General features: G+C 59.6%; 13 protein-coding genes and 4 pseudogenes. 7 read left to right on the forward strand and 10 right to left on the reverse strand.

The window, feature by feature from the left end; genetic code table 11:
- Window positions 1-86: 86 nt before the first annotated feature.
- From J8I87_RS37580 to J8I87_RS37615, 8 genes and pseudogenes are all read right to left on the reverse strand, one after another.
- Window positions 87-650, reverse strand: a pseudogene (locus J8I87_RS37580) (MFS transporter); the annotation flags it as partial.
- Window positions 637-1,065: a chromate resistance protein ChrB domain-containing protein gene (locus J8I87_RS37585; RefSeq protein ID WP_209937432.1), complete on the reverse strand. Its 429-nt coding sequence runs from the start codon at window positions 1,063-1,065 to the stop codon at window positions 637-639. The pseudogene J8I87_RS37580 and the gene J8I87_RS37585, both read right to left, overlap by 14 nt.
- Before the next feature lie 44 nt (window positions 1,066-1,109).
- A complete protein-coding gene (locus J8I87_RS37590) occupies window positions 1,110-1,427 on the reverse strand; it encodes a hypothetical protein (protein ID WP_209937433.1) in 318 nt (105 codons plus the stop codon).
- 43 nt (window positions 1,428-1,470) lie between these two features.
- A complete protein-coding gene (locus J8I87_RS37595) occupies window positions 1,471-2,061 on the reverse strand; it encodes a superoxide dismutase (RefSeq protein WP_209937434.1) in 591 nt (196 codons plus the stop codon).
- A gap of 43 nt (window positions 2,062-2,104) precedes the next feature.
- On the reverse strand, window positions 2,105-2,605 hold the full coding sequence (locus tag J8I87_RS37600; protein ID WP_209937435.1) for a hypothetical protein: 501 nt from the start codon (window positions 2,603-2,605) through the stop codon (window positions 2,105-2,107).
- Window positions 2,606-2,663: 58 nt separating this feature from the next.
- On the reverse strand, window positions 2,664-3,398 hold the full coding sequence (locus tag J8I87_RS37605) for a superoxide dismutase (RefSeq protein WP_209937437.1): 735 nt from the start codon (window positions 3,396-3,398) through the stop codon (window positions 2,664-2,666).
- Between the two features lie 39 nt (window positions 3,399-3,437).
- Window positions 3,438-4,625, reverse strand: coding sequence for a chromate transporter (locus J8I87_RS37610; protein WP_313068073.1), 1,188 nt, complete (start codon window positions 4,623-4,625; stop codon window positions 3,438-3,440).
- Window positions 4,622-5,602 carry a chromate resistance protein ChrB domain-containing protein gene (locus J8I87_RS37615; RefSeq protein ID WP_209937438.1) on the reverse strand — a complete coding sequence of 327 codons (981 nt, stop codon included), beginning with the start codon at window positions 5,600-5,602 and terminating at the stop codon, window positions 4,622-4,624. The genes J8I87_RS37610 and J8I87_RS37615 overlap by 4 nt, the downstream gene beginning before the upstream one ends.
- Window positions 5,603-5,705: 103 nt before the next feature.
- Here J8I87_RS37615 and J8I87_RS37620 point away from each other — a divergent pair, with 103 nt between their 5' ends.
- Complete coding sequence (locus J8I87_RS37620) at window positions 5,706-5,903, forward strand: hypothetical protein (protein WP_209937439.1); 198 nt, start codon at window positions 5,706-5,708, stop codon at window positions 5,901-5,903.
- A gap of 591 nt (window positions 5,904-6,494) precedes the next feature.
- On the opposite strand, the pseudogene J8I87_RS37625 reads toward J8I87_RS37620, so the two are convergent.
- Window positions 6,495-6,898: pseudogene (locus J8I87_RS37625) on the reverse strand (EamA family transporter); the annotation flags it as partial.
- Between the two features lie 68 nt (window positions 6,899-6,966).
- Between J8I87_RS37625 and J8I87_RS37630 the strand changes: the two are divergent.
- The 6 genes and pseudogenes from J8I87_RS37630 to J8I87_RS37650 form a co-directional block, all read left to right on the forward strand.
- Window positions 6,967-7,182 (forward strand): annotated as a pseudogene (locus tag J8I87_RS37630) (metal/formaldehyde-sensitive transcriptional repressor).
- Window positions 7,183-7,455: 273 nt separating this feature from the next.
- Window positions 7,456-7,650, forward strand: coding sequence for a DUF6429 family protein (locus tag J8I87_RS37635; protein WP_209937440.1), 195 nt, complete (start codon window positions 7,456-7,458; stop codon window positions 7,648-7,650).
- A gap of 643 nt (window positions 7,651-8,293) precedes the next feature.
- On the forward strand, window positions 8,294-8,587 hold the full coding sequence (locus J8I87_RS45255) for a hypothetical protein (protein ID WP_245254443.1): 294 nt from the start codon (window positions 8,294-8,296) through the stop codon (window positions 8,585-8,587).
- Between the two features lie 77 nt (window positions 8,588-8,664).
- Window positions 8,665-8,838 carry a hypothetical protein gene (locus tag J8I87_RS45260; RefSeq protein WP_245254444.1) on the forward strand — a complete coding sequence of 58 codons (174 nt, stop codon included), beginning with the start codon at window positions 8,665-8,667 and terminating at the stop codon, window positions 8,836-8,838.
- A 1,250-nt stretch (window positions 8,839-10,088) separates the two neighbouring features.
- Window positions 10,089-11,300, forward strand: a complete 1,212-nt coding sequence (locus tag J8I87_RS37645; RefSeq protein WP_209937441.1) for a hypothetical protein — start codon at window positions 10,089-10,091, stop codon at window positions 11,298-11,300.
- A gap of 154 nt (window positions 11,301-11,454) precedes the next feature.
- A pseudogene (locus J8I87_RS37650) lies at window positions 11,455-12,024 on the forward strand (MFS transporter); the annotation flags it as partial.
- A gap of 14 nt (window positions 12,025-12,038) precedes the next feature.
- Here the strand turns inward: J8I87_RS37650 and J8I87_RS37655 are convergent.
- Window positions 12,039-12,944, reverse strand: coding sequence for a LysR family transcriptional regulator (locus J8I87_RS37655; RefSeq protein WP_209937442.1), 906 nt, complete (start codon window positions 12,942-12,944; stop codon window positions 12,039-12,041).
- Window positions 12,945-12,980 lie beyond the last annotated feature (36 nt).

Here is a 12,980-nt window from a genome sequence, read left to right on the forward strand (position 1 = left end):
GTATGGGGTACGATGTCTGCCCATTTCGACACCTCCTGATCAAAAGGATAGGTGTCCGTTTTCGCGGGTCAATCTCAGAGTTCCGCCATGCCGGTATGCGCCACGAGCCACGCGGGCAGGCCGGCTGCGAGCGAACCAAGCGCTGCCGACACGGCGCCGATCAGGCTGTAGCGGGCGAATAATGCTGTTCGCGCGTCGCCGGCCGCCATCTCGGCGAGGCGTGATTGCTCGAGGGGAAGAAAGAGACTGACGTCGCCGGAGCTCGGGTTGAGCGTCCCCACGAAGGCCACGACGAGGATCGGCAGCAGCGACGATAACCCGCAAAAGCCGAGTCCGGTGGCGATCATCAATGCGGCGGCAAACACGAACATCCGGCGTGCCGCGAAGCGATTCGCAAGCGTACCGACGGCGATCGTTGCCACGGCGGAGCCGACCAGCGTCGTGGTGCTGATCAGGCCGACGTCGATCTGTCCGAACCCGAGTGCGAGCAGATACGCAGGCAGCAGTACCGCGATAAACCCGTCACAGAAGCCGCGCAGTCCGCGGCTGACCAGCAGCAGCCGTGCTGCGCTATCGACGCCGGCCGGCAATACCCAACGCGAAATCCGGGTTGTCAATGAAGCGGTGCGGCCTTCCTCACGCGTGCTCATTGCTTTTGCACCAGGCATACAGTGCGTCATAGACGATCATGCCGTGTCGCAACTGCTCGTGATCGTCACCGAAGTTGTGCGACAGACCGATCGAAATCGCGTAAAGACCCGTCGCCTCAGGCGCAAGATTGAGCCGGCCGGTGTCGGCGCCACGAACGATGCGGGCAAGTCTGAGCAGTGCAGGTTCATCCAGTTGATATTTCTGCAGGAATGCATCGAAGCTGCAGAGTTCACCCTTGTGACCGAGCTCGACGCCCGGTATATCAAACGGAATGGCCCCTGTTTCCTGCGCAAGCCGCGTCACGTCATCACGAGGGACGTACAGGAACTCGGGCTCCCTGTCGATGAAACGGGCGATCAGCCACGGGCAGGCAATGCGATCGATCTTGGGACGTTCGCGCGTGATCCATTTCATGATGATGCTCCTCCATCAAAGACAGGTCGTAATATCCTGCTCAGTTAATCGTCGTCTTCCTCGCTGTCATCGGTGGCGACCCCCTTGCCAGTCTCGTCGAGAATCATCTCCTGCTTCTGGTCGCCAGAACCGAAAGTGACGGCGTATTGCGTCGTGCCGTTTGCCGCGCGCTTCTCGATCTCGCTGACTGCTCGGCCCTGTGCCTGCTGGTCAATGGTCGCCTTGACCGGGGCGGGCACCTGTGAGAGCGCGATGGTTTCGCCACCCGACTTTTCGCGGGGCCGCTCCTTGCATCCCGTCACGGCAAGCGCGCAAGCAATGACCAGCATGGCGATCGCACCTCGCCCGTTGCGCTTCAGCATGGTGTCCTCCCTGTCCGTGCGGCAAACGCGCAATCCCGGATGCTCAGAGAATCAGAGCCTCGAATCGCGCCTTCACCTTCCGCCAGTTCACGTTCTGCATGAACGCGTCAACATAGGCGCCCGCCTTTGCGCCAAAGTCGATGTGGTACGAGTGCTCGTACATGTCGAGCGCCAGAATGGCTTCGCCATCGGCCAGCGTATGCGCGTGATCGGACGCCCACTGGTTGATCAGCTTGCCGAGCCGCGGCGACCAGCTCAGCAGGACCCATCCGGAGCCGCCAACCAGCGCCTTGCCCATCGCGGAAAATTCGGCGTGCCAGCGCTCAACGCTGCCAAAATCCCGCACAAGCGCTGTTTCAAGCGCTCCGCTTACCGGGTCGCTGGCGCCCAGCGAGTCGAAATAGATTTCATGCAGAATCATCGAATTGGCCGCAATCAGCTCTTCTCGCTTGAGTCCGTTGAGCACAAAGACCGGTGCTGTGCCCACGTCGATTTCTCCAAGCTTTTCGGTAATGGCGTTCAGGCGTTTGATGGCGCCGCCGTAGTTGTTCTCGTAGTGACTGACGATCAGCTTCTCCGACAGGCCTGCAAGCCGGGCGGGATCGCAGCTCAATGGTTTCATTTCGCAGTTCATGAGTTTCTCCTTACAGCGGGTGCCAGATGGTCTCTGCTATCCATCAGCGTCCCGAATCGCCCCTGTCGCCCGCCTGAAGTTTCCGTGCGAGCCAATGATCGACGGACCAGCAGCCGCTGCCGGCGCCCAGCAGTTCACCGAGCAGCAGTGCGATACCCAGATACATGAGGCCGTAGCCCCAGTCACCATGGGGCACGATCACACCGCTCAGGGCATCCCGCAGCCAGCTGAAGGACCCTGCGCAATTGGCCAGCGCCCGTACAGCGAACAGCACAAAAGCCGGATAGCCGGCCAGCCGGGTACCGAATCCCACCACGAAACTGAACCCCGAGAAGATCTCCAGCGTGCGAAGGCACATCCCGAAGACGGCCGTTGTGAGAAACCGCGCGGAGGGATCAGCCGGATGGACGACCAACAGCTGCCGGATGTCTGCGTCAACCGGAGCAAGCAGCAGCACACCCAGCGCGATCCGGGTGGGCGCAACCCATTGCGCGCCGCTCGTGTGGACTGTGGCAAGTAGTGCCGGGTGCGTCAGACATCGCATCAGTCCTCCGTCGACTACCCGACAGCCGGCAGACCGCCAGATGCACGGAGACCGCATGTCATGCCGATCTCCGCGCCGGCATCTCAGCCTGAAGTCGTTGCGCCGCGTTGTCCCAGTTGATGATGCTGAAAAGCTGGTTGACGTAGTCGTTGCGACGGTTCTGGTATTTCAGGTAGTAGGCGTGTTCAAACACGTCGAGAATCAGGATCGGCTGGATGCCCCACGCCGTGAGTTTCTGGTGGTTCTCACACTGGAGAATCATCAGCTTGCCCGTCGCGGGGTGATAGCCGACCACGCCCCAGCCCGACGCCTCAATAGCGACGGTTGCTGCGATCAGCTGGCCCTTGAACTTCATATAGCTGCCGAAGTTCCGGTCGATGGCCTTTGCGAACTCGCCTTTGGGTTCTCCTCCCTTGCCGGAGATGCTCGTCCAGTAAACCGTATGCAGGATGTGACTGGAGAGCTGGAAGGCAAGCTCTTTCTCGTAGAACTTCACGAGCGCAAAGTCATTCGAGTCCCGGGCCTTGGCGAGTGCCTCTTCCGCCTTGTTGGCCGCGGCTACCGCGGGCTTGTGGTGAAAGTTGTAGTGCAGTTCGACCGTACGGGCATCGATCGCGGGTTCGAGCGCATCGTAGGCAAAGGGCAGTGGGCCAGCCACGTATTTGCCGTCGGAGTCGGTCAGTTTGTCGACGTAGCCCGGCTCCTCTGCCGCGTGGGCGGTTCGCGCCTGTGCGAGAAGAACGCCGGCGCCGACGGCAGCCGTGTTGTGCAGAAAGGTACGACGTGTTGCCATGAGTGTTGTCCTCGCAGGGGTACGCGCACGCGCAACCAGTTACATGGCGTGCGAATGGATGAGCGGGTACACAGCAAGACCGATGAGCGCGGCGGCGATAACGATGACCGGCTCCTGCAGCTTTTTGAAGCGCCACAGCAGCAGCAAGGTTGCGAGTGCAAGCAGAACGGTCGGCCAGTCGATGATCGAGCGGCGCGCAATCACGATCACCGAGCCGGTAATGGCGCCGACGGCCGCGGCGGTGATGCCATCGACAAAGGCCTTGACGGCGGGCAGCTTGCCGTACTTCTTGAAGTACGGCGCGGGCAGCACCGTGAAGAGGTAACAGGGCAGGAAGGTGCCGAGCGCCGCCACACAGGCGCCCGCAAGACCCGCCACCAGATAGCCGATAAAGCCAACCGTGATCACGACGGGGCCCGGCGTAATCATTGCGACGGCCACTGCATCGACGAACTGCTTTTCATTGAGCCAGTGATGCTCGGTGACCACCCCGCCGTACAGGAACGGCACGATCGCCAGTCCCGAGCCGAACACAAAGGCGCCGGCCTTCGTGAAGAACAGCCCGATCTGGCCGAGCAGAGGCCAGTCAAGACTGCTGAGCACGCCGCTCGCGGCCGGCAACTGGGTCGCTGCGGCTGCATTCAGTCCGCCCTTGCTGAGCCATTTCGGTGGCGCAACGACGAACCAGTTGACAAGCCCGCCCGCGATGAAGAGCCACGCAATCTCAGACTCGGTAACCACCGTCACAATGGCGAGCGTCAGGTAGATGGCCCACAGCAACCGGTTCTCGCCGACGGTCTTCGTCGTCAGCTTGTAGGCGCTCATCGCGATGATCCCGACCACCGCAGCGCCGACTCCATAGAACACCGCCTGCATCCACGACAGTCCGCCAAAGTGCGCGTACGCCCAGCCGAGTGCGACTACCATCAGGAACGAAGGGAGGACGAACGCGATCCCGGCCAGCGTCGCGCCAATGATGTGGTAGTGCACATGACCGAGATAGATGCCGAGCTGTGCGGCAAGGGGGCCGGGCATCATCTGCGCGAGCGCGAGGCCCTCACGGTAATCATCCTCGCTGATCCACTTGCGCTGTTCGACCAGATCGCGATGCATATAGCCGACGAGCGCCACAGGTCCGCCGAACCCGAACGTGCCAAGCCGCAGCATGTACAGAACCAGTTGACCGAGCGTGTAGCCCGGCGCCGTCGCTGTAGTAGTGCTGTTCACGGCCGCTTCCTCTCGTCCCGGTTTTTTGTTGTCGATACAAAGTGCGTGTAGAGCGAATCCAGCACACGGCCCATCTCGTCGAGCAACTGATCATCGTTTGCCGCGCGCTCCCTGGCGCCTGCCATCACGGCTTCGAACCCGATGGCTTCGGGAACCGGGGTGCCGCCGACATCGAGCGCATGGACCATCTCGCCCAGCCGAAGCAGCGCAGCGTCCTTGTCGAGACCGAAACTCGCAATCAGTACCTCGAACGTCACGCGTTCACCGACATGGGTGAAGGCGGCGCCGTCGAAGTCAAAACCGAGTGCGTTGGCTGGACAGGCACTGGGCGATGTGAGCCAGATGAACCGCGCATCGCGATCGATGAAGCGCCGGATGAGCCACGCGCTTGCAACGCGATCAACCCACATGTGCTGCCGCGTAGCCCAGGTGCGCCCCTGATAGTCACTGGTTGAGAGGCTTCGGATCGGCTTTTCGGCCGAATGTGGTTCACCGGGGGACAGCACCGTGTCGACCAGACCGATGAAGTCCTGCCATGCGGCTTCGGCGCGTGTCGCAGCGTCGCCCGGAAAGTAGTCGATCGCGACGATGGTTTCGTAGTCCTTGCGCAGCTTCCGGAGCAGCTTTGTCAGCTCGGCCGCCGACTGGCCCGACACTGTCTTGCGTGCCTCGTTCAGCGCGCGCATGAACTCGGCGTGATCGTCGCTACGGTCGAAAAGCGACCGGAATTCCTTGTCTTGCGCGGCATCGAGGCTCGGCGCGCGCAGCAGATGCGCGGTACCACCGCTGTCCGCGATGGCGACCGCCAGTTCGCGCAGCATCTGTTCGCGTTCTTCCGTATGAGGCAGCAGGTAGATGCCATCGCGCAGCACGGCACAACCCTTCGCCTTCAACGTGCGCCAGAAGCGCATGCGGGCTGTGGCGTTTTCCGTGGGCAATGTCAGGACGAGGAGCGACCAGGTGATGATAGTTTCCATGTAGAGTACGTTACACTGATGTATCTCAATCTACAAGTGAACTTTGTGCGCTCGAGCCTCCAAGATCGCCAACGGGATTGGCGGTAAGCTGCGGCGCGGTGACGTGTTTATCAGCGCGAGCCCGCTGAAGATCCCCGGCGTGCGTCCAGCGCCCGAACTGCATTACACGGTGAATTCGTCTGTCGCGACCCGGTTCCTCGAATTCATGCTGAGTGCAAAGGGCCGCACCTTGCTCAAGGCGCATGGCGTCGATGTGATCAGGCCGAAGGTCAACGGCAGCACGCAGGCAGTACCATCCTGACCGGGCTCGCGGACTGGGCCGGAGTCGGTGCTCGCAGCGTATCTGTGCGCGCCCTTCGTCGCGACCCTGCCGAAGTCCATCAGGGGGGGACGAGCGAGCCCGCACTCGCGATTCTCGCTGATGCACCAAACTCGCGACTGGCGCGCGAACTGGTCCGCCGTCGGCATCTCGGCGGCCAGCGCCAGCGCCAGCGTTGCGGCTGGCGAGCACGTCATGTGGCGGGTGGCCGCCCGGGCGTTGGAGCTTCACGCCGTCGAACAGTTTGCGCAGGTGCCACATAGCCATCGATCCCGATGGGGTATCAGTACGGGTTTCAGAGGGCAGGCGGGCGTAACGATCAGGTCCTGTCAGGCATTCAGCGCAGCGTGGTCGTTATTCGCGAGCGCGGACGGATCGGCACATTTCGACTGTGCAGGCGCCGTCAGTCACTGCTCAGGTACGGAAGCCAGAAGAACGCATAAACACAGACGCCAAGGAAGATTGCGATGGCGGCCACGACCCATAACGTGCGAATCCTTCTCACGGCAACGACTTTCAACGGCAATGCAACGTCTGTATTCAGACTAAGAATAGTCAGCCGTCGACAGGCGATCAATGCGAGTGGCGGTGATGAAATGTCGGGGAAATGCGCGTGGGTGTGCGTGATGGGCATGTGTGTGTGGATGGGTATGCGGCTCTGTCCCATCCCATTCGAAATCATGTTCGTGCTGGTGGTGCTCGTCGTGGCGATGCCGGTGCGTGTGCTCCAGCCGCTCGTGCCTGTGCGGGTGTTCGTGGCGCTCCCGCAGGTGCAGCCAGACGCCAATGCCCATCAGTGCGGCGGCACACCAGAAGAGGAGGGAGGGCATCTCCGGCCATAGCGCCAGTGATAGCGCGACACCAAACAGTGGGGCAACGGAAAAATACGCGCCCGTCCGTGCAGTGCCGAGATTGCGAAGCGCAATCACAAAAAGCACGAGACTGACGCCATATCCGGCGAATCCCGTGACCATCGCGGACATCATGTGTAAGGCATCCGGAAGATGGTTACCCATCAGGTGGGCGATACCACTTCGAGTTTCCCGTGAGCCATACAATTCGCGAGAAGCAGACGCTGCTCAATCGCGTGCGCCGCATCAAGGGGCAGGTCGAAGCCATCGAGCGCGCAGTCGAGGACTAGCGCGGCTGCAATGATGTGTTGCAACTCATTACGAGCTGCCGCGGCGCGATGAATGGCCTGCTGGCTGTCGTGCTGGAAGACCACAGTCGCACCCATCTGGTCGTGCTGAACACGAACTAGAGTCCAAGGTTGGAAGGTGGAGTAAGAACGGCCTGTACCGGAAGCTCATTAATTGAGGATAACTTAATTGAATTTGACATAAGGTAATTTATCAACATTTTCATTGTAGGTCCCAAATAGAAATGTCGGGTTTCCGCTAAATAGAAATGTCGTGTTCCGGGTAGTTTGAGCGCCGGACAGCCATCAGGGAGCGCCGGCGATGAACGCGACTGGGACGATCACGATGACGATGCGCGAGGTGGACCGGTTCAAGGTCATTCAGGCGGTGACCGAGTGTCGGCTCAAGTCTGCCTGACCCTGCACGACGGATACCGCGCATGGAAGGGATTTGACTGGGATGTACTGAACCGGCTCTACGAGCGAGGCTTCATCGAAGATCCTGTCAACAAGACGAAGTCCGTGATCCTTACCGAAGAAGGATTGCGCGAATCCGAGCGGCTCTTTAATGAGCACTTCGTCATTCCGTAGACAACAGGAAATTGATTCAACGAACTTCTAACTCGCGACACTAGTGCTCCATGACATCCTCCAGAACCTTTGCAAGTTCGGAGCGGCGCCCCGGCTGAGACTTGGCCACGCCAAGCTATCTTCAGATGCGCGGCCGCCTCCTGCACCCTACCCGCCTCGTTTCATAAATCCCGCTCGTTCAAGGCTACCGTCGAACAGGATGCCGTCGTTGATGCTGTCATCCGCGGCGGCGACCTGAAAATCAAGGCCTGCGCCGGGGCGGGCAAGACATCGGCACTCAGGCTGATGGCAAATCGACTCTCTGGCAATCGGGCAGCTACCTCGCCTTCAACCGGGAGATCGCCGAGCACGCACGCTCGCGATTTCCGCAGCACGTCAGTGCCCGCACGATGCATTCAGTTGCCTGCGCCTGAGCGTCGCCGTCCCTTCGCGCGCGGCTCGGCCTTCCGCCCGAGCTACCGCACGATCTGACTGCACGATACGGCCTGGGCGCGCGACACAGCGGTGCCCTCAATGCCATGACCGCGCTCAACGAGCACGAGCGTGCGCTCCCAGAGTCGTTCCATTTCGGCCCGACGTTTGCCGCGCTTGCAAGTCGCATCCCAGGTCTGCTTGGCGAGCGCGCACCATTCGCGGCCAGGACATGATTGGCTCCATCGTTGAGGACCCTGCCATCTCATCGCCCGTCGACACGGTCTGGCGCCGGAAGAACGCAACTGCGATCTGGCAACTGGCCGCAGGTACGGACGCGGGTCACGGGCCAGCGATAAGGACGAGTCCCGCCGAAATCGAAGCGCTTGCCGACGGCGCTGATGTGTTACTGGCCGGCAGGCGCGCGTTCCGGGCGTGGAAAGACGCGCAGTCCTTCGATCGCAGCGCGGTCGGCCATGACCTGCTACCGGGCGCGCAAATCATCGACGAATGCGGCACGGCGTAGGCGCTGGCACAACGTATCACGGCGGAGACCAGCGCTGATTATGTGGTCCCGACCGTGCATCGCGCGAAGAGACTCGAATGGAAGCGCGTGAGGTCGTCAATGATTTCGGTTTCGAAAAGGTGGATGGACGCCTCACGCTGGACGAGGATGAGATGTGCCTGCGCTATGTGGCAGCGACGCGCGGCACCTTCTTGATAAATCCGCACTGCGTGCCGACTAGCGGCGTTTGCTGGATTCTCGTCGTTGAATGAGCGGAGCAGATTTGGACATTTTCTACTACTGAAAAGACTTCGTATCGGATTTCAACGAAGGCATCCCACTGAATGAAACCGCTCTCCGGACGCTTTTATTGATTCGGATTATTGAAGATTTTCACGGTCAATCGCGACCAAATAATTGTCGAGTCCAAAATATCTCGGGTGCGCGTCCTTCTTGTTTCTTAGCGGAGACCTGCTGTTCGATTTTTCACAACATTGACGGCCAAAAAAACTGACAGTGTCCGGCATGCTTCTCGCTTAGCGCGTCGATAACGAACGCGCATGCCATTATAAGGTTGTCAAGCAATGATCCGGTGTTGTTAAAAAACATTTCGCTGATTTAGCGTTAAATGGCGGACGCATATCTTATTTTTCCCGGTCAAATAGGTGATTCTTGGCTAGATGACCCGATGAGGTTCGGGTTAGTCCTTATCCGCAAGATTCCGGGCTGCAATACAAGCGTGAAAACGCATATACTTTGACCTGCAGGACATCTGCAAATTATACCGTAAGCGTCAGAAATGCCGCAATTATTGCGGCATTATATTGTTGCCTGTGAGCCGACAGTTTAACGGGCGACTCAGGTAATCCTCAGCACATTGCCTATTGCGCATCAAGGCTTGGCGCCCATGTGCTTGCGACGCTTTGAGCCAATCGCTCGGAAATAACGGTTTTGCAGACGTGGCGCCGAGCATCAAATGCTGAATAGAAGCAAGGATAATCTATCTTTTAGTAGGCCTTTAAAGGGTCGAATTTAGAACTTGATTGTCTTATCTTGCCGGTTGTCTGGCGTAAGTCTTACAAGGCGCCAGGCGTTTGGGTCGCCGGCATTCTCAATCTTATTCGTCGGCTTTTTGCCGCACGCATGAGAGACGAGCCATCAGTCATCGACGCTTGGTGAAGGTCGATCGATACGTGTCGCAGTCGAAGGCATGCGGGAAAGTTTCGTCATCCCGCACTGCAACCTGGTGGTGCAATCCAAGGTTTTGCTCGCTAATAGGACGTTCTCGAGGAGGTATTTGTACGCACACCAATTTGTACTACTAATTGGCGTGTTGACTGTAGCGGCTCCACAGATCTGGCAAGCTGACTGGCAGAGGAACGCGCACGTGCATATCTGGGGGCGCCGTCCGCCGACAGATATTGACAAGTCACTTGATCAGCAATGGATGCGGTCACGCGTTCATCAGGTTCACCCTTGTCAGTACTAGCAATATTCATATCTAACTTTTAGGAACAATGGAATGAGACAAATTAAGTACTTCTTATTTTTTGTATTCTCTCTCGCTTTCGTACCGTCGGTGTACGCTGGGACCAATCCGTCTACCGTTACCGTCAACGGTGTCACGTGGACGAAGTGTGCCGACGAGCATGGCACCTGCAGTTTCTCTGGCACGCAAAACGTACTCTATGGCGCATGGCCTCCGAATTCTCCGTCGGCAATGTACGCGGTGAACGGCACCTACAGCGGCAGTGTGCCGTGTGACAACAGCGCGATGGCAGACCCCGCATCCGGCTATTTGAAGTCGTGCTATGTCAAGTCGGCCGCCCCCACGGCTGCGGCGTCTGCCAAGTACACGCCGCCCGCGCTCGTCAACCCGGTCAACCCGATCACCTATGGCGCGAGATGCAATGGCGTAACGGATGACACGGCCGCGTTCCAGAAGGCAGTCAATGCGGGCGACGTGCTGGTTCCTGCCGGCACGTGCGTGATCAATGGTACGGTCAATGTGCGCGTGAGCAATCGTCACATCCAGTGTCAGGGGACCATCCTCAAGCGGACCACGGGGTACAACTACAATATGTTCCTGATCGGCAACGGTACGAATGCCTATACGAATGACAGTATCGTCGAGTGCAATTTCGTGGGTGCAAATACGGTGGCCCCGCAGTACTACGACAATGACACGCGGCATTGGGATATTCCGGTTGAAACGAAGGGTCCTGTCAGCAACTTCCTCCTGGCTGGCAACAGCTTCAAGCAGTTCTTCGGCCAGTCGATGTTCCAGACCTATGGCTCGCCCAATGGCGGCAGTGGTGACAAGATCATCTACAACACGTTTGCAAGCTGCGGCTACTATGGTCCCGTGCTCGTTGCTCACACCAATGGCTACATCGGCCACAACACGGTGACCGATTGCGCGGTCGGTATCGAGAACGACAACACCAGTCAGGCGACCGGCAACAACGTGATCGAGTACAACACGATCAACGCGGTGTATGGTTATGGCGCACCCCTCATGTCATCGTCGGTGATGCTGACGGGCGGTGTTGCGGCTAACGCTGATTACTCAACTAACATCGTGCGCAACAACACGGTGTCGGGCAAGAGCAATGCACAGGGTTTCCGTGGCGCTAATATCCCGAGCAAAACCATCATCGGCAAGAACTGGGGCGTGAGATCGGCGCAGTACTCGAACAACACCTGCGTGTCGGGATGCTCGGTTACGCCGTAATCACACGGCGGGAAGCGAGAGAAGCATGGCCCTCTGTTCTGGGCCGTATTGTCGGGTTGTTGCATGCAGACCATGTGACGGCCCGACGCCCCGCTCTGCCAGGGGCAACGCTTTCGGGGGCACCGTCGTCAGTTGCGCGGTGCCCGTGCCGTAACGCAAGCGCACGATCATGCTGATCGTCTTCCCTATCTTCCAGACAGTCGGGTTCTATGGCTTTGCAAACTGGGTGCCGACGCTGCTCGTCAAACAGGGCATCACGGTGACATCGAGCCTGCTATATACGACGGTCATCGGTCTTGCCGCGCCGCTCGGACCGCTGATCGGTTACTGAATCGCAGACCGGTTCGAGCGCAAAGACGTGATCGTTGTCATGGCCGCGCTGAACATCGTCAGCGGCCTTCTGTTCAGTCAGGCAGCGTCCGCGGCAGCGATCGTGGGACTCGGCGTCTTGCTGACGCTGGCCGGCAACATCATCTCCTTCACATATCACACGTATCAGCAGGAACGCTATCCAACGGCGATTCGCGCGCTGTCGGGTTCGTGTATTCGTGGAGCCCTCTTTCAGCTGTCTTCAGCTCGTTCGTGATTGCCTTCATGCTCAAGGACTTCGGCGTTGACAGGGGTATTTGCGTTCATCGCGGGTGCGATGATGCTGGTCATCGTCACGATTGGCCTGATAGGACCGCGAACCCTCGGGCGATCACTGGAAAGCATTTCACACTGAGCGGCGGGTCGTGCTCAGGTGCCGCATGCGTGGATCAGAAACTGTTGTAGCGCAGCAGCGGGTCCACTCGGTGGCGCGGCCTTCGACCAGATCATGCCTGCGTCCATCTGCGGGACGGCGTCGAGAATCGGCCGCGCGTCGATTCGCTTGCCTTCGAGCGACCACGGCCGGAACACCATGTCCGACAGCACGGACACGCCGAAACCGTGCGCAACCAGCCCGCGCAACGCTTCCATCGAACCGGTGCGAAACGCGATGTTCGGCGCGATGCCCTTCTTTTTCCAGTAGCGCATTGTCGACTGTTCGCCCTCGTCGACCGTGATCAGGATGTATGGATGCGCCGCGATGTCTTTCAGCGACGGCGCGTCCACCTGCGCGAGAGGATGCGACGGCGCGACCCATAGTTGCCGCCGCGAGCGGATCAGCACCTGGCTGCCGAACCGGCTGAGCTTCTCGACATTCGACAGCAGCACCACGCCGATCTCAACGTCGCCATCGAGCACCGCCCGTTCGATATCCGGACGCTCCATATCGCGCAGATCGAATTCGATAAGCGGATACGTCGCCCGAAATCGAGCCAGCAATTCGGGCAGGAAATAACCCAGCACCGTATACGAAGCCGCGATGCGCGCGGTCCCACGCATGTCGTGCGAGCGGAACGGCGGCTTGTGCACGGCGTCGCGCGCCGCGTCGAGCACGCGCCGCGCGTGGTTGTAGAAATCCTGGCCGTCCGGCGTGAGCGCGACGCCCTGCGGCAGGCGCTCGAAAAGACGCGTGCCGAGACCGCTTTCGAGCGCGAGCACGGCGTTGGTGATCGCCGATTGCGACACATGCTCGTTGGCCGCCGCCATCGAGAACTGGCCCGTCTGCGCGGCCGCCACGAAGTACCGCAATTGCCGCAGTGTGAGATCGAATGCCATCTGATTTTCGAATACCAGAATTGCCTATTTGTGATT

Source organism: Paraburkholderia sp. LEh10 (assembly GCF_017814945.1).
Taxonomy (GTDB): domain Bacteria; phylum Pseudomonadota; class Gammaproteobacteria; order Burkholderiales; family Burkholderiaceae; genus Paraburkholderia.